Origin of the sequence: Facklamia sp. P13055, from assembly GCF_050409445.1 — a bacterium.
GTDB lineage: Bacteria > Bacillota > Bacilli > Lactobacillales > Aerococcaceae > Facklamia.
In genome coordinates this window covers 45,931-72,681 of record NZ_JBNUPL010000006.1, presented here as the reverse complement: position 1 = coordinate 72,681, position 26,751 = coordinate 45,931, and the positions used below count along the sequence as shown (strand labels likewise).

Annotated in this window: 19 protein-coding genes and 2 pseudogenes; 2 read left to right on the top strand and 19 right to left on the bottom strand. The window is 36.0% G+C overall.

The window, feature by feature from the left end; genetic code table 11:
• Nucleotides 1-44: 44 nt before the first annotated feature.
• The 14 genes and pseudogenes from ACQV2O_RS03795 to ACQV2O_RS03730 form a co-directional block, all read right to left on the bottom strand.
• The gene (locus tag ACQV2O_RS03795) at nt 45-3,290 is read right to left on the bottom strand and encodes a pneumococcal-type histidine triad protein (protein ID WP_428875029.1); all 3,246 of its coding nucleotides are present in this window, start codon (nt 3,288-3,290) and stop codon (nt 45-47) included.
• Nucleotides 3,291-4,241: a metal ABC transporter solute-binding protein, Zn/Mn family gene (locus ACQV2O_RS03790; protein ID WP_428873525.1), complete on the bottom strand. Its 951-nt coding sequence runs from the start codon at nt 4,239-4,241 to the stop codon at nt 3,291-3,293. It abuts the gene before it with no gap.
• Nucleotides 4,242-4,638: 397 nt separating this feature from the next.
• Nucleotides 4,639-4,770 carry a hypothetical protein gene (locus ACQV2O_RS03785; protein ID WP_428875028.1) on the bottom strand — a complete coding sequence of 44 codons (132 nt, stop codon included), beginning with the start codon at nt 4,768-4,770 and terminating at the stop codon, nt 4,639-4,641.
• Between the two features lie 399 nt (nt 4,771-5,169).
• Entirely contained in the window at nt 5,170-6,102 is a 933-nt protein-coding gene (locus ACQV2O_RS03780; protein WP_428875027.1) for an NAD(P)H-dependent flavin oxidoreductase, read from the bottom strand.
• 130 nt (nt 6,103-6,232) lie between these two features.
• Nucleotides 6,233-7,081 (bottom strand): 3-hydroxybutyryl-CoA dehydrogenase, encoded by an 849-nt coding sequence (locus ACQV2O_RS03775; RefSeq protein WP_428875026.1) that lies wholly within the window; start codon nt 7,079-7,081, stop codon nt 6,233-6,235.
• 26 nt (nt 7,082-7,107) lie between these two features.
• Nucleotides 7,108-8,352, bottom strand: coding sequence for a thiolase family protein (locus tag ACQV2O_RS03770; protein ID WP_428873553.1), 1,245 nt, complete (start codon nt 8,350-8,352; stop codon nt 7,108-7,110).
• 33 nt (nt 8,353-8,385) lie between these two features.
• Nucleotides 8,386-9,591: an acyl-CoA dehydrogenase family protein gene (locus tag ACQV2O_RS03765; RefSeq protein ID WP_428873520.1), complete on the bottom strand. Its 1,206-nt coding sequence runs from the start codon at nt 9,589-9,591 to the stop codon at nt 8,386-8,388.
• Between the two features lie 21 nt (nt 9,592-9,612).
• Nucleotides 9,613-10,917, bottom strand: a complete 1,305-nt coding sequence (locus ACQV2O_RS03760) for an acetyl-CoA hydrolase/transferase family protein (RefSeq protein ID WP_428873519.1) — start codon at nt 10,915-10,917, stop codon at nt 9,613-9,615.
• A 15-nt stretch (nt 10,918-10,932) separates the two neighbouring features.
• A complete protein-coding gene (locus tag ACQV2O_RS03755; RefSeq protein WP_428873518.1) occupies nt 10,933-11,715 on the bottom strand; it encodes an enoyl-CoA hydratase/isomerase family protein in 783 nt (260 codons plus the stop codon).
• Nucleotides 11,716-12,219: 504 nt separating this feature from the next.
• Complete coding sequence (locus ACQV2O_RS03750) at nt 12,220-13,125, bottom strand: LysR family transcriptional regulator (protein ID WP_428873517.1); 906 nt, start codon at nt 13,123-13,125, stop codon at nt 12,220-12,222.
• A gap of 133 nt (nt 13,126-13,258) precedes the next feature.
• Nucleotides 13,259-14,451, bottom strand: a pseudogene (locus ACQV2O_RS03745) (peptidoglycan bridge formation glycyltransferase FemA/FemB family protein).
• Between the two features lie 154 nt (nt 14,452-14,605).
• Entirely contained in the window at nt 14,606-15,991 is a 1,386-nt protein-coding gene (locus ACQV2O_RS03740) for a L,D-transpeptidase family protein (RefSeq protein WP_428875025.1), read from the bottom strand.
• Nucleotides 15,992-16,094: 103 nt separating this feature from the next.
• Nucleotides 16,095-17,330: a lipid II:glycine glycyltransferase FemX gene (locus ACQV2O_RS03735; RefSeq protein ID WP_428873515.1), complete on the bottom strand. Its 1,236-nt coding sequence runs from the start codon at nt 17,328-17,330 to the stop codon at nt 16,095-16,097.
• Nucleotides 17,331-17,631: 301 nt separating this feature from the next.
• On the bottom strand, nt 17,632-18,867 hold the full coding sequence (locus ACQV2O_RS03730) for a lipid II:glycine glycyltransferase FemX (RefSeq protein ID WP_428873514.1): 1,236 nt from the start codon (nt 18,865-18,867) through the stop codon (nt 17,632-17,634).
• A 189-nt stretch (nt 18,868-19,056) separates the two neighbouring features.
• Between ACQV2O_RS03730 and ACQV2O_RS03725 the strand changes: the two genes are divergently transcribed.
• Entirely contained in the window at nt 19,057-20,394 is a 1,338-nt protein-coding gene (locus tag ACQV2O_RS03725) for an MATE family efflux transporter (protein WP_428875024.1), read from the top strand.
• 210 nt (nt 20,395-20,604) lie between these two features.
• Here ACQV2O_RS03725 and mgtE read toward each other — a convergent pair whose 3' ends face one another.
• The 5 genes and pseudogenes from mgtE to ACQV2O_RS03700 form a co-directional block, all read right to left on the bottom strand.
• Nucleotides 20,605-21,927 carry a magnesium transporter gene (mgtE, locus tag ACQV2O_RS03720; RefSeq protein WP_428873512.1) on the bottom strand — a complete coding sequence of 441 codons (1,323 nt, stop codon included), beginning with the start codon at nt 21,925-21,927 and terminating at the stop codon, nt 20,605-20,607.
• 263 nt (nt 21,928-22,190) lie between these two features.
• Nucleotides 22,191-23,243, bottom strand: a complete 1,053-nt coding sequence (gene arsB, locus ACQV2O_RS03715; RefSeq protein WP_428875023.1) for an ACR3 family arsenite efflux transporter — start codon at nt 23,241-23,243, stop codon at nt 22,191-22,193.
• Nucleotides 23,244-23,253: 10 nt separating this feature from the next.
• Nucleotides 23,254-23,652, bottom strand: a complete 399-nt coding sequence (locus ACQV2O_RS03710) for an arsenate reductase ArsC (protein WP_428873510.1) — start codon at nt 23,650-23,652, stop codon at nt 23,254-23,256.
• A 28-nt stretch (nt 23,653-23,680) separates the two neighbouring features.
• Nucleotides 23,681-23,935, bottom strand: a pseudogene (locus ACQV2O_RS03705) (ArsR/SmtB family transcription factor); the annotation flags it as partial.
• A 132-nt stretch (nt 23,936-24,067) separates the two neighbouring features.
• Nucleotides 24,068-25,366, bottom strand: coding sequence for an alpha-amylase family glycosyl hydrolase (locus tag ACQV2O_RS03700; RefSeq protein WP_428875022.1), 1,299 nt, complete (start codon nt 25,364-25,366; stop codon nt 24,068-24,070).
• 110 nt (nt 25,367-25,476) lie between these two features.
• On the opposite strand from ACQV2O_RS03700, the gene ACQV2O_RS03695 reads away from it, so the two are divergent.
• Nucleotides 25,477-26,748: an ABC transporter substrate-binding protein gene (locus ACQV2O_RS03695; protein ID WP_428875021.1), complete on the top strand. Its 1,272-nt coding sequence runs from the start codon at nt 25,477-25,479 to the stop codon at nt 26,746-26,748.
• The last annotated feature ends 3 nt before the right edge of the window (nt 26,749-26,751 follow it).

Here is a 26,751-nt window from a genome sequence, read left to right as displayed (position 1 = left end):
GATCATTAACAAGGACTCTTAACATAACTTTGTTATAATTTTGATTATTTGCCTATTTCTGCATCATCTAAATTAGAATCATTTCGTTCTCCAATCTCTTCTTTTGCAAAAGGAGCAACTTGTGGCATAGCAGGTAATTCACCATTCATAATATAAGCAAGCTTTACTTGTTTAATCGTAAGATTAAGGTTGGCATAATCTGGATTAGGATTTGGAACGATTACCATGCCTGAAAATATTTGAATACTTGATGGGTTTACCCCATAGTAATTACCTACAAAATTTTTCAATTGTTCCATCGAAATTTCTTTGGTAGTTTCATCTAGTGAAGAAACTTCATTTTCTGAATCTACGCCATCCTTCTGACTAGCAAGTTCTGGCAATGCCTCTTTATTTTCCATCGCTGCTCTTGCTTCAGACTCTATAATTAATACATTCTCTTCTCCAGAAGCTGGCGTCACTATATATCCAAAACCTTTTCCGTACTTAACGGACTTAGCAGCCTTACCATAGTAGTTTTTAATATATTCAATGACCGCTTGATGGCTAACTCCTTTATTAGAAGGAGTTTCTTCAACCACCTCATCCTTTTCTCCTTCAACATTTTCTTTAGTTTCTGGCAAATCATTTGAATCTGTTTCATAGGCTTCTGTTACGTCAATCTCATCGATCACTAAATTAAGATCACCAACTTTGATACGACCATTAAAGATAAACATATCAGATGGCTTAACTTTATAGCGCTGAGCGACATAGACTTTCTTTTCAAAAAGTGGATCTTCTATTGTTTTTACATCTTTTAATGAGACTTGATCATATTTAATTGGTAATTCTATGTCATCTAATGGTATCTCTACTACTTTATAGAACTTCGTTAAAGCATAAATGGTAGCATCTTTACGCCAAACATCAATGTAATCCTTATTACGCGATACTTCACTCATTTTAAGCGTAATCAATTGAGTTTGATAGTCTTCTTCCGATGTGAAGTTAGACTGCTTTAATTCTGTTGGAATTTTATCCATATTCGCTGTATGTGAATGATTACCGTGCGGAATAATCACTTCGTTACCGTTGACTTCCAGTTCTTCAATGGCTACACCATTTTCCAAAGAAATATAGGCCAACTTGGCTGCAATTTCTTCTGCTGTATATTTACTTTCTTCTGCTGCATTAATGTTTCGCTGATTGATAAAGTCAGCAGCTGCTTTCAATTCACTGTCGTCTAAATCACCAAAAGGAATAAAGTGAGTGTGTCCTTCATGCTCAGCTGTAAGCCCCTTTTTAGAGTAGTTCAAAATACTTTCTGGTGTGAAAACATAGCCATCATCCGTTGTATATGTTTTACCGTCCTTACCCTTAGCTGACTTCTTATAATTTTGAGCTAAGAAATCAACTTTTCCATCTGCTTTTGGTTGATCTGGTTGGCTAGACTTTTCAGATTGACTTGCTTGGTCTAATTCAGCTGGTTTTTCATTATCTGCTTTATCAACTTGTGGGTCTTTTGGCCTCACAGCGACTGATGGACGTTTGCCTAATTTCATTTCTGCTAATTTAATTTCTAAATCTGATAGCCTTGAACGTGGAATAACATGGAAGTGGTCACCATGAGGTAAGACGAAGTCTCCCTCAATCTCATCTGTTACGAGTTCCGGGTCAAAGACCAAACCATCAGATTCAGTATGACGTTGGTTGATTGGCAAAGCATAGAGTTTGGCTAATAGGCGCTGATATTCTGAATTTGTTTGGTTTTTATTACCTTGATCATTTTCAGTTGGCTTATCAGCTATCTTATCAAGGTTTTGAGAAGGTTTTTTATTACTTGGCTGATCAACTTTGTTATCTTCTTTAGCTAAACCAAATTCAGCCAATAAATTACGTTTAATTCCGAATTTCTTTTGAATATAAGCTTGTGTTTGGGCTAATTCTCCTTTGTTTAAGTGAGCAAAAGGAACAAAATGGAAGTGACTACCATGAGCAGCAATTAAACCTGTATCCGTTACCTTAGTAATGGATCCCACTGAAAAGACATAGCCATCATCCGTTGTGTAAGGACCTTTATGATTAACAGCTTTGTCATGAATGATCTGATCAACCATTCCTTTATCAGCTGTTTTACTATTGCCTTGTGAAATTTTTCCACCTGATAGAACAGCGTTTGCAATCATTATTTCTTGAGGCGTTAAATCTGACTTTGGAATAAAGTGGAAGTGGTCACCATGGGGAACAATAAAGCCATTGCCTAAATCTTTTATAACGTCATAAGGGTTAAAGATATATCCATCATCCGTTACGTAAGCTCCACTAGAATTGCGGTTACCTGATCCACCCACTTCACCAGCTGCTATGGTGTTAGCTACATCTTTACGCACTCCACCTGCTTGTTTAAAGACCTTTTGACTGCTGGTTACTTGAGCTTCAATATCTTGGAAAGTTCGGATATTATCAGCTTGGGCCCGATCTTCAGGAGCTATGTAAACTTGGTACTGATCTTCTAGCTTTACAATGTATCCATTCTTAATTTCTGCGACCACATCTTCTTGGTCCAATTGATAATCTTCAGGTGTTAGGAGTCTTTCAGAGAAAACAGCCTCTGGATCAAGGTCACCATAGAAAACATGTAAATCAAAAGCGTGATTGGTTACAAACTCTTCTTCGGTTAAATAGACAACAACATGCTCTCCTTCAATCCCTTTTTGATCTGCTACTTCTTCAGGACTGCGTTCTAATTCATAAGTAATAATAGCCTCTTCGCCAAGATCATATTCTTCCATCAAATCATAAATAGCCTTTGCATCGACAGGATCCATACTGTATGACTGTAGTAACACTTCTTCTAAAGAACGAAGATTTTTAGCTTGATCTGGATTTTCTATATAAAGATAATATTGGTCATCTACTAAAATAATTTGCCCTTCATCCGTTTGACTAACAAGATCCTCTTCATTAAATTGATAATCTTCAGGGGCTAAGACTCCCTCTGAAAAAATAGCATCACTAGGAACTGCTCCATTGAAATAGTGATAATGATCACCGTGAGAAGTCACATAACCTTCCCTATTGATTTGGACAATAATTTGCTCGCCCGCAATGCCTTCTTCCATTGAAATTTCTTCCATAGTGCGGTTTTCAGTGCTTGAGACATTACTTGGCTTTTCTCCATCGCTACCCTCAATATAATTAATGAATGAATCTTTATCATCTTGAGCGTAGATTGATTTAATTGGTTCATGCCAACTTAAAAGTGTCAATAAAGCGGCGGATGACAAAAGTATTTTAGATGGTTTCATTTATTTCTCTCCTTCTTCTTGCAAAACTTTTAACAGTCTTTGTAAATTATTTTCTAAATTAGCTAGTAAACTTAAATCATTATGGGGATCCGCTTCTAAGGGATCCAAGACTTCTACCTTAGCTCCAGTCTCTTGGGCTATTAATTGTGAAGCTTTATCTGAAATATTCGGCTCGGTAAAAATGGTTTTGACTTGATATTTTTCCACAAACTTTTTCACTTCTTGCAATTGTTTCACACTGGGCTCTTGTCCAGACACACCTGCTATTCCCAACTGTGTTAAGCCAAAGCGTGTGGCTAAATAAGAAAAGGCTGTATGCTGAGTGACAAAAGTCTTTTGCTTGAGCTTTTTAAAAAGTGAGGTGTATTTATCCGTTATAACCTGAGCTTGCGTTCCAATACTTTCTGCTCTTTGCAAATAGTAATCTTTATTATCTCTATCCACTTCCCCTAAGGCTTGAGCAATCAACTTTGCTTCTTCGCCTATTTCAATGGGATCTAACCAGGTATGTGGATCATAAAGGGTTGATTCATCTTTACCCTCCATCAATTCTAGTTTTTCTAGACCCGGCACTTTCTTCATAGCTAATCCATTCGAAGCTTCAATAATAATCACATTAGATTTCTCTTGCTTTTCGACATTGTGCTTAATTTTTTGAGCCCAAGATTCTAAGATATCTGAGTGATAAACAAAGATATCAGCATCATAAATGGCCACCACATCATTAGCCGAAGGCTCAAAACCATGAATACCATTCGCTGAATTAATCATCAAAACAGGGTGTTTATCGCCAACAATTTCCTTGGTTAAGGCATACATTGGATAAAAAGAAGTGACTATTTTTCTTTCTTCTTCTGCTTTAACAGATTGAATTGAAGAAATATTCACTAAAGAGCCAATAATAAGACAAAGAACTAACCACCATTTTTTTGTTTTTGCTTGATACTTCATACGATCTCCTTTTTTAAATTTATCTGCCTAAAGATAAATAGTAATTATTATCATTTTCAAAATGAATATTACCGTCTTTCCTTTTTCCTGTCAACAAAAATTTTTGTGTTTTTTTATTTTTCTAAATTTTTGCATAAAAAAAGCCTAATCTTAAAGGATTAAGCTGTCTTAAAATTTTTGTTTAAAGTGAATAGGCATACATAAATTCATCCCGATATCTAAAGCCCTCTTTGGTTGGTAATTTAATACGTGTCTCATTGATAAGCTCGAAATGGAGGTAATCATAAAAACGGTAATTGCAATCCGTATCGGTGATTAAATAAACATTTTCCAAGTCCTGTTCTTTAAAATAATCAAAGACTTCGGTAATTAATTGTCTATAGGCTTGACGTTCACTTTAGAAGACGCGAGTCACTCGTTCGACTTCATCCGGTTGCGCTTGGTTGGATAAGGTGATCAATTTGTCAATAAAGTCTAACTGGAACATTCTAAAAGTCGAATCTGCTTCTTTCATTAAACAAAGAGTCATACCAACAATTTCTCCACCAAGAACGGCAACGCATCCTAATGAGCTGTTCTATAGTGCTTTGTTAAGGGAAATAGCAGATGCTGCCTTTTCAAATTTCTTTGCTTTATAAACCCCTTCGAACCATGCCTCATGGACTAAATCCACTAATTAAGTCATAGCGTCTTCTCTAATTTGTTTAATTTCTAAAGTCATAACCCCTTCCATACTTTTGTTGTGATACTAGTATTCTTATTAACTTAAATTCTTAACTTAAACACTCTAGCGGTCCTGTCAAAGAATGCTGATATTAATCGTTTTCAATCTGTTTTCATTAAAGATATCTACTCAACTATTGTTATTTTTAAAACTCTTAAAAAGCTACTAGAAGTCTAGAGATTTTTAGTAGCTTATTATAAATGTTTATTGATTGATTAGCTTTAAGCGTGCTTGGCGGTATTCTTCCATTAATTTTTGAATAATCGCATCAACATTCTGGCTCTCAGTAATTAAGCCAATTGATTGACCACACATAAGGGATCCTTCCTCGACATCATCTTCATAAACTGCACGCCGCATAGCACCTTCTGCTAATTTCATTAGGTCTTCATCTGAAGCCCCTTCATATTCTAAACGAATATATTTTTCAGTCATTTTATTCGGTAACACACGAACAGGATGTCCTAGACGACGTCCAGTAACCACCGTGGTTGTTTCGTCGGCTTGTAGAACTAAGTTCCTGAACCCTTCTTTGATAGGGCTTTCTTTGGAACTTAGAAAGAGAGAACCCATCTGAACTCCACTAGCCCCTAAGGCTTCCACAGCTAACATACCCGCACCATCAAAAATACCACCGGCTGCCACAATAGGTACATCAACTGAACGAATCACTTGGCGAACTAGAGGCAGGGTTGAAACTTGTCCGATATGACCTCCTGCTTCTTGTCCTTCTGCTATAATTGCATCAACACCTAGCGCTTCCATTTTTTTAGCGATTTTAACATTAGGTATAACTGGCAGTACTTTCACATTAGCTTGATGCAAAGCTGATATAAAATTCTTAGGAGTTCCTGCACCAGTGGTAACCACCGGTACTCCTTCTTCAATAATTACTTCAACCAATTCCTCGATATTCTTCATTTGCAACATTAAGTTAACCGCAAAGGGCTTACGAGTCATTTTTTTAACTTCTTGAATCTGTCTTCTTAACTCATCAGCTGACATACCACCAGATGCTATCACACCTAAGCCTCCTGCTTCAGAGACCGCTCCTACTAATTGATAGCGCGACACATTGGCCATTGCTCCTTGAATAATGGGGTATTCAATCCCCAATAATTGGCAAATTCTATCCATATTTCCACCTCCATAATTATGGCTCTCCCCTTGTGACTAGTTAGATAAAAGTAACTAGAGCCGACAAAATGAGGGGGTCAAATTGTTAGCTCTAGTTTAACAGAAGTAAACTTTTTAGTTATAGCAATTCCTAATAGTCATAAAAGCCTTTGCCAGATTTTTGACCATAATATCCCGCTTCAACCATTCGTTTAAGCAATGGTGCCGGACGGTATTTAGGATCATTGAATCCGTTATAAAGAACGGTCATCACTGATAATAAAGTATCCAAACCAATTAAATCACATAATTGAAGTGGGCCCATAGGATGACCTGCTCCTAATTTCATCCCTGTATCAATGGACTCTTTGCTGGCAATTCCTTCACCCAATACAAAGATGGCCTCATTAAGCATTGGAACTAAGATTCGGTTAACTGCAAATCCTGGTGAGTCATCTGCGATAATCATGGTCTTATTAAAGGCATCGATCACTTCTTGAACGGTTTGAACCGTCTCTTCGCTGCTTTGTAAAGCTGTCACAATTTCAACCAATTTCATAACTGGTACTGGATTAAAGAAGTGCATACCAACTACTTTATCCGGCTTATTAGTTACTGAAGCAATATCTGTTAGTGACAGAGAAGAAGTATTAGTGGCTAAAATAGCTTCCTCAGGTGTGACTTTATCTAACTCTTTAAAAATCTCCAATTTAATTTGACGATTTTCAGTGGCTGCTTCAATCACTAGTTGAACATCTTTAGCATCATCATAAGAAAGAGACTTATGGATTCTTCCTTTAATACTTTCGACTTCTTCAGCCGTCATTCTTTCTTTTTCAACATTTCTTTGCAAGTTTTTATGAATCTTTTCTAATCCGCGATCAATAAATTCTTCTTTAATATCATTTAAGTAAACTTCATAACCAGCCTGGGCAAGGACTTGGGCAATACCATTGCCCATAATACCTGATCCAATGACCATTGTTTTTTGAATTTTCATTTAATCTTCTCCTAATCTCTTTAGACTTAGTCCTTGTAATAGCCGTTTTCTAATAAGATAGATATTCCCATTCCGCCGCCGATACAAGCTGATGCAATCGCATAGCGTGTTTCTGGACGGTTCTTGAACTCATAACAAATACTTGTAATCATTCGCGCCCCTGTACATCCTAATGGGTGTCCTAATGCAACAGCCCCTCCGTTTGGATTTAAGCGTTCATATAGCTCTGTTTCAGGGCCATTACCCAATTCTTTCAAGCAGGCTAGAGTTTGGGCTGCAAAAGCTTCGTTAATCTCAAGAATATCGATATCTTCTAAAGTAAAATCATTACGCTCCAAAATTTCTTTAATCGAATTAACTGGTCCTAAGCCCATTAAATCTGGCTCACAGCCAGTAACAGAATAATCCATTACTTTAGCCATGATTTCTAAGTTATTAGCCGCGGCATTTTCTTTAGTCGTAAAAATTTCGAAAGCTGCCCCATCATTTAGTCCAGAAGAGTTTCCGGCTGTGACGCTTCCACCCTTAACAAAAGCTGGTCTTAGCTTAGCTAATTTTTCCATACTAGTATCCGGACGTGGGTGACTATCTTTATCAATCACAGTCACATTTCCCTTACGATCAGTTATTTCAACTGGCACAATTTCTTGAGCGAGGCGTCCTGATTCCATAGCTTTTTTGGCCTTGGCTTGACTGTTTAAAGCAAATTCATCTTGCTCTTCACGCGAAATCTTATACATCTTTGCTAAAGTTTCTGCTGTTTGTCCCATATGAATCAAGTCTGGGTACCCATCACCGACTGACCCTGTATGAATCATAGTATTCGCATCAATTAATCGCTGATCACCAGTTTTAAATCCTTGGAAACGCACTTCTTCTGGTAAGAAATAAGGTGCTCTAGATAGGGACTCTGCTCCCCCTGCCGCCACATATTTCTTTTCAGAAGCTTGTAAAAGCTGTACAGCTGAAACAGCTGATTGGATACCAGAACCACACAAACGGTTGACTGTATAACCAGTAGATTCAATCGGTAAACCTGCATTAATGCCGACTACACGACCAATATTACTTGAAGTAGGTGAACCAACCACATGGCCACAGATAACTTCTTCAATTTCTTCTAGGCTGACACCTGCTCTTTTAGCTGCTTCTTTTAAAGCAGTTGTTCCCAAGTCTTGAACACGAACCGTTTTTAAATCGCCCAAGAAGGCTCCTACAGGTGTTCTGGCTGCCCCAACAATAACTACTTCATCTAAATTTTTCTTCATAATTCGCTCCTTATCTCTTGCTTCAGCTTGGTATTTCTAAACAAAGGCCCCTTTACCTGTTAAGTGACGACCGATAATTAATGAGTTGACTTCGTGGGTTCCTTCATAAGAATATGCTGCTTCAGCATCCACGAAGAAGCGTGCCACATCGTGTTCAACAATAATACCGTTACCACCTAATAGCTCACGTCCTAGGGCTACTGTTTCACGCAGACGGTAAGCGTTATTCATTTTAGCAAGTGAAGATTGAACTTCTGCATACTTACCTTTTTCTTGTAGAACAGCTAAACGGTGAGATAGTCCTAATGAAGTCACACAGTTTGCTTGCATTCTGGCTAGTTTTTCTTGAACTAGTTGGAATTCAGAAATTTTCTTACCGAATTGCTCACGCTCTTTAACGTATTTCAAGGTATTAGCTAAAGCTCCAGCATGTAAACCTGTTGCTAAGTGAGCCACATCTGCACGAGTAGTGTATAAGATCTTAGCGACATCTTTAAAGCCATTAATATTTTCTAAACGCGCTTCAGCGTCCACTTCAACATTATTTAATTTAATATGTCCATTTTGGACCATTCTTAAGGCAATCTTTCCATCAATCTTATCGACTGTTAAGCCTTTAGTTCCGCCTGCTACCATGAAACATTTAATCTTGCCATCTTCAACGTCGCGTGCAAAAATTGGTAAAACATCGGCAGTTGCTGCCCCGCCAATCCATTTCTTCTCACCGTTTAAGACCCATTTATTACCTTGTTTCTCAGCAGTTGTTGATAGACCACCGGCAATATCTGATCCGTGAAGAGGTTCAGTTAAACCGAAACATGAATGCCATTCATAAGAGGCCAATTTAGGTGCATAGTAATTAACTTGTTCTTCAGATCCTCCGATTAAAACAGTTGAGTAAGCAAGTCCTCCGTGGACGATAGTGAATGCACCAATTGAAGAATCCATACGGTTTAATTCATAAAGACGGAAAAGATTAAAAATTTCTGAAGTTTTACGTTTATTTTCCCGTCCCTCGAAAAGAGTTGGATGAGTCATCAAACCTAAATCAGTAATTTTCTTAAAAGCTTCCATCGGGAAAAGCTCTTTCTTCCAGTGCTCATCAATAACTGGATAAAGTTCTTTTTCAAGTACTTCACGCAGCTTCATTAGAAAGTTTACTTCATTTTCTGAAAGATCATGCGAGTAACCATAGATATCTTCTGGATATAAATACTGTAATTTTTCAATCTTTGTAGTCATTTTAAAATCAATCCTTTTCTTTTATTTTAATTTTTTATTTTCTAAATAACCAAGCTTGATGGCTTCTTCTCTTAAACCATCACGGAACTTCGGATGCGCCACTTCAATTAAAGCTTGTACTCTTTCTTGAATACTCTTACCTTTAAGGTGGGCTACCCCATATTCTGTAACAACAATTTCAATATCATTTTTTGAGGTTGAAACAGGTGAACCACTATGTAAATGTGGAACAATTCGAGAAATGGTATCATCTTTAGCTGTTGAATATAGACAAACAATTCCCACACCATTGGCAGCAATTCTTGCCCCCACAGCAAAGTCTGATTGACCACCGGTACCAGAATAGTAGAAATCTTCTAATTGTTCAGAGTTACATTGACCCAAGAAGTCAATTTCTAAAGTTGTATTGACTGAGACCAGGTTTTCAATTTTTGCAAGTTCAACAATATTGTTTATGAAGTTAACCGGAAGAATTTCGACATCCTCATTATTATCAATAAAATCATACAAGCGACGATTTCCTAAAGCTAGAGTTGTTGAGAAACGGTGTTTACCGACCGGTTTCTCTTCATTAGTAATAACTTTATTGTTATAAAGATCTACTATTGATGATGGCAACATTTCGGTATGAATCCCTAAGTTTTTCTTATGGCTTAAAGCATTCATAACAGCATTTGGAATTGTTCCAAAGCCGATTTGAATAGTTGAACCGTCCTCAATAATGTCCCCAACATACTCACCAATTTTGCGGTCCTTATCTGATAATTCGATATCCGGTAATTCTACAACATCTTCAGAAGATTCTACAAAAGCAGTTACTTCTGAGATATGAATTCTCATCCCCTCTCCATGTGTATGCGGCATATTTTCATTTACTTCAAGAAACACTTTTTTTGCAAACTCAACCGTGCACGGTGTATAAGCAGCTGTTAAGCCAAATGAAAAGTATCCATCTTCATCCATTGGTGAAGCTTGACTAATCATTACAGGTTCTGGTTCTCTTTGTTTAATAATGGCGGGTATTTCTGAGAAATGAGAAGGAATTAAATCGACATCTGTATTTCTCATAGCCTTACGATCCAAGCCTGATAAGAAAAAAGTAAACTGTTTTAATTGATCTTTAGCTAGATTAACTACCGGTGACATTGATAACATCCGATACAATCGATTCCCTTTAAGTTGCTTAGCATTGTTTAAAGCTTGGGTAATCAATAATGGCTCACTTCCAGCCGCTGCTAGAACGATCCCTTCACCCGGTTCAATCATTGCGACTAACTCTTCAACTGAACGACGTTTTTCATCATAGATCGCTTGATATTGACTCATACTATTCCTCCTAACTTATTTGGCTTTAAAATTAGCTTTTCGCTTTTCAACAAAGGCATTCATACCCTCGATACGATCTTGACTATTAAATAATCCAATCACAATTTCATTTTCTAATAAGAGTCCTTCTTGTAAGCTTGATTGGGAACCTCGATTAATAGCCAGTTTGGCTTTTTTTAAAGCAAGTGGGGCTTGCTGCATTAGTTTGTCAGCTAATTTATCAGCTTCTTCTAATAAGTCTGCTGAAGGAACTAAATAGTCAATCAAACCTAATCGATAAGCTTCTTTACCATCTATCAATTCTCCAGTGAAAACTAATCGTTTTGTTGCACCTAAGCCGATTAAACGGACAGCTCTTTGAGTGCCTCCATAGCCTGGCATAATTCCTAAGCCGACTTCAGGAAAACCGATTGTATTTTCAGAACTTCCTATTCTTAAGTCACAAGTTAAAGCGAGTTCCAAACCACCACCTAAGGCATAACCATTAATAGCCCCAATCATTATTTGCTTAAGGCCTGCTAAGCGATTCATTGTATAATTTCCATATTCAATGAATTTCTTAGCCACTTGGTCATCCATCTTCATCATTTCTTTAATATCTCCACCGGCCATAAAGGCTTTACCTTCACCCGTCAAGATAATTACTCGAATACTCTCGTCCTGCTCCATTGCATCCATAAAGGTATTTAGGTCATCCAACATTGCTGAATTAATAGCATTCAGGCTCTTGGGTTGATTGAGGACAAGCTTGGCTATGCCTTTATCAACCGTATAACTTAAAGTCTTTAACTGAGTCATTATTCTCTCCTTCAATCAAAATCACAAAGTAAAACTTGTTAGATAAAAATAATTCACAAACTCAAAATTGACTTTGATCGATCAAATTTAAATACTTACTCCATAAATTATGCAACACAAAATTTGATAAGCGCTTACAAATTGAGTATAGGCAATCATTTAGAGGCTTGCAACTTAGAAAAAGAAATCGATTCCATTACATTTACTAATCAGGTAGGATTTTAATTGTGATTTCTCCCACTATTTTTCACAAACTCAGCAGTTTTTTTATAAAAATTTTTCACAAAGAGGTCATAAGTGCGATAGCTTTTGATTTAATATGAATTCGTATTAAATTTTATCTATTAAATACTTTGTGTAATCGCCAACTATTTAAATAAAGTTTTGCCTAATTTTTTTCAAAGCAGTTTTGTTAAATTTAAAAAATTATTTAAAAAAAGAGTGGACAGCACAAAAAAAGCATATTTCTAAAATTTAGAAATATGCTTGAAAGATATTTGACTCTTACCCACTAATTACTTGCTGGTCTATATAGTTTTTAATCCAGTCATAAAGTAAGTTATGGCTGGTCGGGTAAGCTTCATATTTTTTTCTTGATAAATAGATATTAAAAGGTAAATCTTTTTTGAATTCGCGATAAATTATTTGATCCGAATTCATTAAATGATAAGTAGATAGAGGAAGAATCGTAATTATTTCATTCCCTTTTACAAGATCAATAAGGTATTCCCAAGAAGAAGAGTGAACGAAAATTTCAGGTTTCATCTGTCTTTGAGCAAATTGATCCATTACCAAACGATTAGTAGAAAATGATTCATTAAAAATGGCAATAGGCATTTGGTTCACTTCATCCCAGGTCACTTTTTTCTTCTTGGCTAAAGGATTGTTAGGATCCATAAAGACAACAAATTTATCGTGAATCAGAACCTGGTCTTGAAATTCCCCTGTCCGTCGAATGGGATCCATCAGAATAGCCAGATCCACATCGCCTTCATCTAACCTTTCATATAAGAACTGACAACCGCCCTCAATAATTTCTAGGTTTACATCCGGATAAGTTTTTCGTAAATCTAAGACGACATTAGTTAGTCTAGTTCTCAATACAATAGAAGGTAGACCGATGCGTACCACATTATTAAGCTTGCGCGACTCATTGTGAATGGTCGTCATCATTCGATCATGAAGACCAATCATTTCTAAAGCATACTTATAATACTTATGACCAATCGGCGTCAGTCCTACCAAGCGACCTCTTTCGCGATAAAAAAGGTCTAAATTATGAGCTTCTTCAAATGAAGAAATTATTTGACTAAGTGCAGATTGGCTAACAAAAAGGTGCTTAGCTGCTCTAGTCATATTGCAATCTGACTGAACAATTTCAACGAAATACTTTAGTTGTCTAATATCCATTCTTTTACCTTTCTCCAGATTCTAATTATTTCTCTTCAATTATATCAGATATTCAATATTCTAAAAGGAAAACGCTTTATTTTCTGCACAAAAACCTCCTGTTTATTGCAGATGGTTTTTATCCCATTTTGCATTATTTTTTTGGAATTAAGCCAAATACTATTCTTTTTAAAGAGTGAGTCAATTTATAATAAAGCGGGAACGGACGATAGAAGAAAACGCCCGTTTTTTCAAGAATAAAACCATTGAAATTTTGCTTAAAACGCATAACGCCATCACTTCCATCAAATTCCCCCTCAATTCCATAAAAATTATAATAAGGAATCCCTTTTTTAATTGTTCGCATCATGGCTTCATATTGTAATAGAAATGGAGCTGAAAACTTTTGATAAGATTCTAGCGATCCCCCCAGAAAATAAGTTGCTTCTTGCTCTAAATAAACCATTAACATATTTGCTAAAGGAATAATTTCTTTTTTCTCTTCATCTTGAATGGCTTGAACCATTTCTAAATCTTTCTCTAATGACTTGATTCGGTCTTGATCTTGAACTTTTTGGGGTTTAATTCATTGATTTGTCTTTTTAGTTTTTCAATGGCTTTAGGAAGATTGATCTCAGCTACTAAAAACTCAACTTGATCCTTAAAGTTTTTATACATTGCTTGATAATAATCTAGTGATTTATCTTCAAAGTCCTGTCTTTGAGCGGTTTCCCTAGTTATTCTGCAGAAATCTTCCATTTCTTCATAGTCCATTGTTCGTATCGAAAGACCAAACTGCTTAGCCTTTTTAATCTTTCTTTGACTATTTTTATTAAAAGATTTTAAAAGCAATTTTTCATCTTCTGATGTAAAAGCACTTAAATCTTTTAAATATTGGAAAGTCGGCATTCCTTGCATATTGTAGACATTTGACTTTTCTCTAGTATAACCTAATTCATCAAAATAGCTTGGTATTGCTTCTAAATCCTTAATGGTTGTTGCTTCACTATTATAGAGATGATCCTTGAGATTAGGTTGAACAATCACCTCCGTGATTTTCATGCGTTTGGCATATAACTTTAGATGCTGGTAGAAAAGTGATTCATACTGTTCTTCTGCTGCAAAAGTCCCTGCCATTAATTCCATTCTTTTACCGGCGAAGACCTTTTGGCTATAAGCCAATCCCACAGCTTTTATAACTCCTGCATTTTCTAAAGCTAAACGGTTTTCCTGAAAACCGCGAGCAACTAAAACTTTAGCCATTTGAGCTGTTTGTAAAAAAGGAAAGCCACTTTTATTAGCTAAAAAATGTGCAAGTTCATCATAAGAAATTTCAATAATCTTCATGGCTACCTCCAAGGCATTTAAGAATGTCAGTGTTTATACTCGCCTATTTTTAAGTTTTTAACCTGCCGCAGTTTCTTCAAAATAAAAAAAACAAGCATCAGCATATGTGATTGTTCACATATGCTGATGCTTGTATTTAAAAAAATTGCATAAATTAGAAAACAATGACAGGCGTACCAACTTCTAAAGCGTTATAAACTTGTTGCATAACTGCTGGTGGAGTATTGATACATCCCATTGATCCATTAGAACGATAGATATCTCCACCATAGGCCGGTCTACTAGCAGTATCATGAATACCTTGACCAACAGTATCAAACGGCATCCAATAATCCACATGTACTTTATAGTCTTTTTCGTTTACCCAGTCATATCCTTCTAAATACCGATCTCTTTCCTTGCTCCAAATTGCATAAGCGCCTGGAACTGTTTCAGCCCCATCTTTTCCTGAAACAATCGGTGTTTGTGTGAAAAGTTGACCATTAATATAGATAAACATTGTTTGGTTAGCTAAGTCTACTTCAACATAAGTTGAACCAATATCATCGCCACCACTTCCATAACCGCTTCCTACTACTACTGGATCGCGACGTACGTCCTCGCCTTTTTGCAAATCTTCTACAATTTGACTCGCTTCAGCTTGTCGATCAATTGACCATCCTAAAGTACCAGGTTGTACTGTAACTTGACCTCGTAAAGTAGAATTAAAGGAACGAGGATTTAAGTAAGATGAATACTTATCATTGTATGTTTTTAAGAATTCCATAATCATATTTTCATCGAAAACGATTTGATTGTTCTCATCAAAATGCAGCCACTTTTCAATTTCTTTCTTAGGAATGACTTCTTCGTTGCCATCAATCTCTAAAGTTATCTCTGTATCTACAACATCTTGAATTTGTTCCAAAAACTCTTCAATTTTGCTATCTTGACTGGTCATTGTAGGCTTTTTGTAATATTGATTTAATTCTACGTTAGAATTACCCGCTTGAATCTGAGCCATCATACCATTTTTTAAAGCTTCCTCATCAATCTGAGTTCCCTGTTTTTCTTCAACAACATGGTAGCCTTCTGCTTCTGAATAGTCGATAAAGGCATCTTGTGAAGCGGAACGCTTATTATTATCTAAGCCTTGGGCCTCTAATTTATCCTGTAATACTTGGTAATCGATCTCTATGTCAGTTAAAGAGGTGTCTTCAAAACTTTGACCTTTAAAGTAATAATTTAACCAAGCATTTGGATTTTGATTATTATAAAGCTCTTCCAATTTAGCAGATTGGTCAATTTGAGGCTGTAAATCCTTCATTTTAATACTTGCTACTGACCGATCATTTTCAAAAAATTCAATTTGTTGATCTAGTACATATTTTTCTATTTTTTCCTCTGCTTGAGGGAGTGTCAAGTTACTTACATCAATTTGTCCCACTTTAGTATTTGCTTGAAAACGATTAGAATAATAGCCGATTCCACCTGCATATACTAAACCAAAGATTAGGCTTACTATCATTATTGTTACCAGTGAGCGTTTTAAAAATTTCACAAAATTACCTCCCTTTCGAGATTCTAGTATATCATGTATTTATGAATATTCTAGTAATAATCTATTACAATTTGTCAGTTATCGTTCTTTACGACTATTATTTTCAATTCTTTTGCCAATTAAAGTAAATTTGGCGCAACTTAAATAATTGACGATATAAGATTGAAATAAAATGCGATAATTCATAATCAAACTCACCAATTCGAGCACTTTTAACGGCACCCCAACGTTTCTTAAAATTATACAGTCCGGGTGCATCATCTTCATGCTTATCTTCTAAGCCAGAAATTGCTCCCAAGTCAAATGAATGGCATCCCCGCTTTTTCGCTTGACGCATCATTTCCCAAACCATAAAGTCATTCGGTAGTAATTCACGTAGTTGATTAGATGAGGCACCATATAAATAATAGCCTTTCCCACCTGATTGAACGAAAATGGCTCCTGATAAGTAATAGCCGGCTGGATTTTCTTGAGCAATTTGCTCAAGAGTTTTTTTCTGATGAGCAGATTTTTCAATCGCTTCTTCTAAATGTTTGATTTGTTGTTCAAATTCTGGAGTTGGTTTTTTCTTTTTGAGACTTTTCAATTCTTTTTGACGATTCTTATCATTAGCATCTAATCCTTCTATGGCTGCTTTTGGATCTAACCTCACTAAGTAAAATTGTGCTTCTCCTTTTGGATTCATTTCATTATAAATTTGCTCGAAATAACTTATATCTCGAATCCAGAACTTCCCTCTTGCACCTGTTTCTTTCATAAGATTGTAAAAAATAGCCATTTTACTTATAGGCGCCTCTTCTAGAATAAAGCCATATTTATTAGCTCTTCGAATATTAGTACGAGTCAATCCTTGAAATGAATCCAGTATTTCTTTTTCACTTTTATTCAAATCTGTAATCATATGGAAACGGGGCTGAATCGCCTCTTTAAAACCAAAGGTAAACCCTTGATGATTAAATCCATAGCTTTCAATCTGTTCTAATAAATGAGGGGTGGACTCTTCTAGAACTGGATCAATTTTGATTAAAAAAGCATTATGTTGTTTTGCATCTTCTTTAACCACTTCTAGAAGGGCTTTAACTGATTCGTTATCGAACCAATCGACCACGAATCCCCTAGACACATAACAAATAGAACGTTTGATAATAGGAATTTCTTTATATAATAAGGATGCAACTCCTGTCACTCGGTCTTCATGGCCCACACTAACTCTCGACCACTTCCAACCTAAAGATTGTTTTATTTTGGCCCAAGAAGACAATTGACACATATCGCCATTGGGGTGGTCTTTTACAAATTGATCATGTTCAGTATCACTAATTATAATATTTCGAATCATTGTGGAACTCCTTCTCCATCTTTCTTTGATATTATAGCATAGGTGAAAAATCTTCCAATTGATCCGCTCTTACATTCTAATTAAATGAAATTAAGTGAATCTTAGAAATAAAAATATAAGTTGGGCTATTATATATTACTAGCCATAAAATAATAAGGAAGAATTTAATTCAATATTTCTACTTCAGGTGTTCGAATAGTATTTTAAATATAATCTTAATTTCATATGTAACTCACTTAAAATTTGAACCCCTAGAAGTAGCTTGCTAATATCCATTTTAACTTTCGTTAAAATAAAGCCGTTACCGATTTCTAAGCTGAATCAATCGCGCTCTTAAAGAAAAGGCAAAGCGATATAATTTAGTAAGTATTGGCGAAAGTACGTAATCAAACTCACCGATTCGAGCTCTTTTATTAGCTCCCCATCGCTTTTTAAATTCAAACAAACCAGGTGCGTCATCCTCTGGATGCCCCTCCATACCCGACACCCCTCCAAAATCATACGATAAACACCCCTGTTCTTGAGCATAACGCATCATTTCCCATTGCATAAAGTAATTAGGTAATAAATCACGGAATTGGTTAGAAGATGCACCATATAAATAATAGGCCTTGCGTCCACATTGAACGTAGATTGCTCCTGATAAATAGATGGTTTCTTCACTTTCGTTTTCTGCCTGCTTTAAGGATTCTATTAAATCGTAAGTATTTGCAATCGACTGTTCGATTTGTTCTAACTGTTGCAGAATTCCTTCACTGATTTCTTTCTTCGACAAATTCTTCTGTTCTTTTTGGCGGTTTTTAACATCTTGTTCGAGCCCTTTGATTGCTTGGTCTGGATTCAATTTTACTAAAAAGAGCTTGGCTTCATGAGGAGGATTCATTTCTTGATAAATGCGTTTAAAATATGAAAGATCACGAATTAAAAAGCCATCTCGATCACCAGTAACTTTCATGATGTCATAGAAAATAGACATCTTACTCTCAGGAGCATCTTCTAAATCAAAGCCATACTTATTGGCTTTTCTGACATTAGTTCGCGTTCGACCTTGAAAAGATTTTAAGAGTTCTTTTTCATTCTTATTAATATCAGTTACCATATGAAAGCGCGGTTGAGCCGCCTCTTTAAAGCCAAAAGTGAACCCTTGATGCTTAAAGCCAAAGGATTCAATTTGTTCTAATAGACCAGCTGTTGATTCTTCTATATCAGGATCTATTTTTATTAGAAAAGCGCGGTGTTTTTTAGCATCTTCTTTTACCGCTTCTAACAATGCTTTGACCGATTCATCATCGAACCAATCGACCACGAATCCCCTTGAAACATAACAGATAGACCGTTTGATCAATGGGATTTCTTTATATAATAAGGAAGCGGCGCCTGTCACTTGGGCATCAGTTCCCACACTAACTCTTGACCACTTCCAACCAAAAGCTTGTTTTACTTTTCCCCAAGAGGATAGTTGGCACATATCGCCATTAGAATGTTCTTTTACAAATTGATCATGTTCTTTGTCACTAATTTTAATATTTTGAATCATTGTGGCACTCCTTCTCCGTCCATTCTCAAACATTATAGCATAAGTAGCTATTCTACTGATATTAATTCAAACATATTCAAACTCCGTTGGTAGAAACAAAGGGGGCAATTTTCTGGTAATATAGACAGCAAAGTTATAGGATTGTAGTTGAATACTTTTTTTACAAAGTTAAATAAAGGATGATTTAAAATGAACAAAAAATATTATTTAACAGCCTTAAAAATGGCTTGGCCTTCGGTCTTGGAGTCTTTTTTTATTGCCTTAGCGGGGATGATAGATACCATGATGGTAGGAAGTTTAGGAAGCTATGCCATTGCAGCCGTTGGTTTAACCACTCAACCAAAATTTATTGCCTTAGCAATTTTTATTTCGATTAATATAGCCGTTTCGTCTTTAGTTGCTAGACGTCGAGGTCAAAAAGATAAAATGGGTGCTAATAGCGTTTTTCTTACCGCCATGATTCTAACTCTTATATTATGTTTACTTTTTAGTTTGATCACTGTTTTCTTTGCCAGTGATATTATCCACTTAGCAGGTAGTCAACCAGATACTCACCCTTCTGCAGTTCTTTATTATCAAATTATTATGGGTGGCATGGTCTTTAACTTAATTGCTATGACGATCAATGCCGCTCAAAGAGGAAGTGGTAATACCAAAATAGCTTTTGTCACTAACCTGACTTCTTCTGTCTTGAACGTCTTCTTTAACTACCTATTAATTGGTGGTAAGTTTGGCTTCCCGGGTTTAGGTATTAAAGGAGCGGCTATTGCGACTGTACTCGGTTCAGTCGTAGCAATGTTTATGAGTGTACGCTCATTATTTAAAACTCATAGTTTGATTCAAGTTAGGTATCTCTTGAAAAACAAAGTTCATTTTGATTTCAATGTTGCTAAAACGATTGGGAAGCTCTCATCATCTATGTATATCGAAAACTTAGCGATGCGGATTGGTTTCTTAGCCACTGCATTAACTGCTGCTAGCTTAGGAACAAACACTTTCGCAATCCATAATGCTGGTATGAATATTTTGGGTTTAGGATTTTCTTTTGCGGATGGAATGCAGGTAGCGGCTGTTGCTCTTGCAGGTAAGGCCTTAGGTGAAGAAAAACCTAAAGTAGCGATTGAATTTGGTCAAATTTGCCAACGAATAGGACTTGTTATTTCTATAATACTCTCAGCCTTTTTATTCTTCTTCGGACGCGATTTAATGGGTATTTACTTCAGGGACCCTCAGTTGATTGACCAATCTATTATTGTTATTCAATTCACTATGGTCATTGTTCTATTACAGATCTCACAAATCATTTATGCAGGTTGTCTTAGATCAGGTGGTGATGTTAAATATACCTTATTCGTAGGAATTATTTCAGCATCCATTATTCGTACCGCAGTTACTCTTATTTTGGTCAATATTTTTAAGCTCGGACTCGCTGGCATTTGGATCGGTGTACTATCTGATCAATTTTCACGCTTTCTTCTTATGCGCCACCGATTTAAGGCAGGAAAATGGACTCAAATTCGTATTTAATATAAAAACCATCTTGTTGTTTTTAGAACTGACCCCAAATAGTGAGACCAACATAAAAACACCTACGGATAAAATCCATAGGTGCATAAAATTTACTTTTTTACCTATCTACTTAACAAGGAGCCGTTCAGAATTCGTGTGAAAGGTGTTTTTATTCTGTCCCATTTATGGGGTGCAGTGTCTTTTAGCAACAAGATGGTTTTCACTGGATTAAATATTCAATAAACGACTAGCTACTTCAAAATATACTAGTAAGGATGCAGTATCAACAATCGTCGTAATTAAAGGACCTGCCATAACAGTAGGGTCGATCTTTAATTTGTCTGCCAAAATTGGTAATAAACCACCGATTACTTTGGATAACATGACGGTCATTAATAAAGTGATCGATACGACCAGATTCACTTGGAATGAAACAGAATCTAAAATTAAAATTCTTAACATATTGACCACAACCAAGGCAAGTCCAACAATAAAACCTATCCTAAGTTCTTTTAGTAAAATTTTCACAAAAGAAACACCTTGTAATTCTCCTAAATATAGGGCTCTTATAATAGTAGTCGAGGACTGACTTCCTGCATTCCCCCCACTATCCATTAACATCGGTATATACATGGCTAAAGCTACGTTGGTAGCTAAAGTCACTTCATAGCGTTGAATTATAAAACCCGTGACAGATGCAGTAATTAAACAAATGATTAACCAGGTAATTCGACTGCGGGCTATCGACAAATCAGATTGTTTTAAATAATGCGTTTCTTCCACGTCATTGATCCCGTGAATGTTTCCGAAGTCTTCATGGTACTCTTCTGCTAAGATATCAATGGCCCATTCAACAGGAACAGTACCTACTAAACGATTTTCTGAATCGACAACCGGTATTTCTGACAAGTCATATTTTTGAGCCAATTTAGCTACCACTTCTTGATCATCTTTAGCTGATACTGTGCGTGTTAAGCCCTTTAATAAGTCAGATACTTCAGCTTGAGGATAACGAATTAAATCACCCAAATGAATAAATCCTAACAAGCGTAGCGATCCATCTGTAATCCAGATTTGTTCTAATTTATTGGCATCTAGGTCTGATTGGAGTACCAGATTATATATTTCTTTAAGGGTCAAGCGTTCTTTTGCAGCTAAAAAGTTAACGGTCATCACTGATCCGACGCTTTCTTCTGGATAACCCAACAATTGATTAATAATTGGTCGCCGATCTTCGGTGACAAAGTATTGCATGATTTTTTTTACCATATTGGCTGGTAATTCTTGCAAAGTGTCAACTAGTTCATTTTCATCAAGTTCTTTGATCAATTCACCAGTATCTTCATCAGATAGAATCTCAATGATTTCCATTTTCTTTTCTTTACTCAGCTCGGCAAAAGTATCCGCTAATAGATCTTTACTCAACAATTTAATCCTTAAAGCAATTTCATAGGCCGTTAAGTTATCAAATTGTTCAGCAATATCAATTGGGTCCATGCGATTGATTTTTTCTTGTAAATGATTAATTTGATCGATTTGGTATTTCTTCATTTGTTTCCCTCCTAAATGAAAATTCTTTCATTTATATGTGATTTTACAAATCACTGTCATTTTTATAGTTAAACAATTAAAGAACACCCACTAAAAGCAAGGCGAGTAAGCGATGCTGATAGTGAATGTCTTTTTTTATAATTCTTGTTACTCCAGACTCGAACATCTTCTCCAGCATCCATCTTACTCACCCCTTGAAATTATTTATATTCATTATATCATAGCAATTTATTTAATCGAATGCTAGCTGAAAAAGCAATCTATTAAATGGATTGCTCTTCTTTTCTAAAACAATGTTGCTTACTATTAGCAAAGCGAACTAACATTAACATAACAGGCACCTCTACTAAGACACCGACAACAGTCGTTAAAGTAGCTCCAGAAGAAAGTCCAAAAAGTGAAATAGCTACCGCTACCGCTAATTCAAAAAAGTTAGAAGCACCAATCATGCCGCAAGGTGCTGCTATTGAGTATGGCAGGTTGACTTTATATGCTATAGCAAAAGTAATTCCAAAGATTAGTAAAGTTTGAATAATCAAAGGAATAGAAATCAATAGAATATTAAGCGGCTGATTCATAATATGGTTACCTTGGAAAGAGAAAATAATAATCAAAGTCAATAATAGGCCTAAAGAAGTGTAACGATCAAAAGATGGAATAAAGGTATTCTCTAAGTAATCATTGCCTTTATTTGAGATAATAATGCGACGTGTAACCATACTCATTAAAAGCGGAATAACAATAAAAAGTACAATAGATAATAATAGCGTCTCCCAAGGAATAGCAATATTCCCCATCTTTAATAAGAAACTAACAATTGGCACATAAGCTACTAAAAGGATCAAATCATTGGTTGCCACTTGAACCAAAGTATAAGCACTGTTTCCTCGAGTCAATTTCGACCAAACAAAGACCATAGCAGTACATGGAGCTGCTCCTAAGAGAACGGCACCCGCTACATATTCAGAAGCTAATTCAGCTGATAAGAAACGACCATAGATAATATTAAAGAATAAATAAGCGATTAAATACATGGTAAGTGGTTTGATCACCCAGTTGACCATCCAAGTAATATATAAGCCCTTAGGATTTTTTCCAATATTCTTAACACTATTAAAATCTATTTTCAACATCATAGGGTAAATCATAATCCATAGGAGAATAGTTGTAGGAATGGAAACATTATAGAATTCAAATTGCCCGAGAAAGACTGGTATTTGCGGAATGAATTTTCCAATTAACACACCCATCATCATACAAACCAACACCCATAATGTTAAGTTTTTTTCAAACGATTTCATTTCAACTTGATTCATAAAAAACCTCCTATAATTGACTAATTTCGGCAACTAATTCTTTGACTTTTTGATCAATCGAAGCAATCACTTCTTTAAATGCTTCATCTGATTTACCACTGGGATCTTCTAAGCCCCAATCCTCTTTGCGATCATTAAAAGGAAGAAACGGACAATTCACATTACAGCCCATAGTGATCAAATAGTCGATTTCAGCTAGTTCAGTGATTAATTTAGGCTGCTGGTTAGCTTCCATATCTATCTGGTAGATATCTTTCATTAAACGCACAGCCTCTTGATTAATTTGATCTTTTTCTTCCGTTCCAGCTGAATATGCCTCAATTACACCTTGACCATAACGTTTGGCAAGCGCTTCTGCTATTTGGCTTCGACATGAGTTATGAACACAGACAAATGCTACTTTTTTCATTTTACAACTCCTTTAAATAGCTAACTGCTTAAAACTTGTTGATTTCTTTATCAGTAGGCTTAGTTAAAACATTGAGATTTGATATAAAGCGATTTCGCCCTTGATTAGAAATACGACCGTAAACCCATTTCTCTTCCTGACGCTCTTTAACAATGCCTGATCCAACTATTTTTTTCATGTGGTAAGACAATCCCGATGGAGAATGGTCAAGTTGCTCAAGTAATACACAAGCACACTGTTCCCCCTTCTTCAAAAGCTGCAAAATAACTAAACGATTCTCATCACTTAACGCTTTGTCTTAATCAACCATCACCTTTAAATCTTCCATTTTATCACCTCACATCAAATCTTATTGATGTTTCAGCATATAACAAATGTACCCTTATACCAATTTGTTTTGATATGAGGCTTGGCTTTAATCTTCTTTATAAGTGAGGTATTGAGGTCTATCGGATAAGGCTATTTCTCCATCATTAACTTTTATCCATCTATCCTCTAATAGATGACGATATGCTCCATCAGCAAGTGGTATTTTAATCGAACCATGTTTTTCTTTATTCAAAGCAAAGATCCCCATCAAACATTCTTCATGGTTTTGATACTTAACCCAAACAGCTTCTAAGTCATCATCGCCACCCACTTCAAAACTTCCTTCACAAGGAATATACTCCTTTTTAATTTGGATTAAGTCCGCTAAATACTCTGAAAAAGTCGACTCATTAGACCAGTCGATTGGATCTTTTTCAAAAAGATTAGGTAGATGATTAGCTTGAATCTCTTGTCCATTATAGATTAAATGCGCACCACGTAAAAAGAGGTTAAAGGCTGTGATTTGTTCTAACGAGTGCTTATCCTTAATTCTTGCTGCAATACGTTTTTGATCATGATTTTCTAAAAAACGTAATTTAGTGAAGTTGGCAGGATAAATCCAATTTTGTCGATTTAAACTAGTAAGGTAAGCAGATAAAGGTTGATTTCCTTCTAAATAAGCAACCCAATCATTAAAAATATCATAATCATAGGTCAAATCAAAAGCTTGATAGACTTCGGAGTCTGACAGTCCGGTCATAGCTTGTTTTCTTGTTTCGAGAATAAATGAAGGCTCAACACTCTCTGCTAACCACACTAAGTCAGGATTAACTTCTTTAACTGCTTCACGAGCAGCCAACCAAAAATCTAAAGGAATTAAAGAAGCTACATCACAGCGAAAACCATCAACGATTTTGGCATAGTCCATTAAAGTCTCAATTTGATAATCCCATAAGTCAAAATTGTCATTATAATCCAAATCGATAATATCTGTCCAATCACCAATCTGATTACTAAAACTGCCGTCTGGTTTTTGATAAAACCATTGAGATTTTTGATTGCTTAAAAGACTGTCTGGAGAGGTATGATTATAAACGATATCAATCATCACTTTCATACCCGCTTGATGAATTTGATCCACTAAATGAATAAAATCCTCGCGACTACCTAACTCTGAGTGAATGCCGCGATAGTCTTTTATGGCATAGGGTGATCCTTTTGTGCCCTTTCGTTTAATCTTTCCGATCGGATAATGAGGCAAAAACCAAACCATATCAACCCCTAACTTTTTTAAACGTGGAATTTCAGCTTCCACCTCTTTAAAACTACCTTCTTTTGAAAAGTTACGGGTAAATATACTGTAAATTACCAGCTTCCTTAACTCTAATGCACTTTCTTTAGCCATCCTAGTCCTCCTGTTTGTAACTTTTTTTATTAATTTTGCAAACGATTGCAAACCTTTATTCTTAAAGCTATAATTATTATAACAAAAGTTAAAATTATAGGAGGAATACCATGACAATTCTATCAAAAATTTCTAAGGCTAGCTTGATTTTAGCGGCTAGTTCTCTCATATCTCTGCCGAGCGCTTCAGCTGCGTCTGACAGTCCTGATGCTTTTACGCTCTATTCTAACAAAAGTGAAACTCAAGAGGCTTTAACTAACTATGCTAAAACATGGGGTGAGGCTAATGGAGTGGATGTTACAGTTAAAGTCTGTTCTGGTTCTTGTACTCTAGGTGACCAATTGAAATCAGATTTCACAGCGGGTGACGGTCCTGATGTCTTTGTTATTGAAGGGCAAGGAGGCTACGATATCTGGGCTGATTTCCTCACTCCTCTTGAAGGTGATTGGATTGATCAAACTGAATTTGAATTTAAACAAGGCGATGAAGTCTATGGTTTCCCTGTTTCAGTTGAAGGTTATGGTTTAGCTTATAATGCAGACCTTTTAGAAAAAGCAGGCATTGATCCAGCTAGTTTAGATTCTTTTGAAGCAGTTAAAGCTGCTTTTGAAGATTTAGAAAATCGTAAAGAAGAATTAGGACTGACTTCAGTTGTAGCAAACGCTACTAAAGAAGGCGAAACATGGATTATGGGTAATCATGACTTCAACGCTTATCTTGGATCCGGTTTAGAAAATGGTGACCGTACTGTTACAGAAATGACCCTTAAAGGTGAAGTCGATGAAGACCGTATGGCAAACTATGCGGATTGGGTAGAGCTTCTCTTCCAACATACTGACAAGCAAATGTTAACAGTAGGTACACAAGAAGACATGGATATTGCTTTTGCTACAGGGCAAGCAGCTTTCCTTCATCAAGGAAACTGGAAAGATCCCAACTTAGCAGAATTAGAGGCTGATTTCAAAATGGGCTTCATTCCTTATCAAACACTAGGAACTGATGCAAATGCTGATGGTCTCTTTATTGGTGCTCCATCATATTATGTTGTGAATAAAGAATCTGGCGCAATGGAATCTATCAATAAATTCTTCCAAGACATGGTGGATACTCCTGAAGGTCAAGACTATATTGTAAACCAAGCCAATATGATCTCACCTTTCTCAACCACTGAAGAAACACCACAAGCGCCAATGTCTGCATTCTTAGCACAATGGATTGTTGATGAAAAGCCAGTTTACTCCTTTGATTCGACTTATTTTATGCCTGATGGTTTCGGTATGAATAACCTAGGCCCTATCTATGGTCAATTTGCTCAAGGTAACATTGACAAAGATGAATTCATTCAACTAATGTCTGAAGAAATTTCACAACTTTCAAAATAAAAG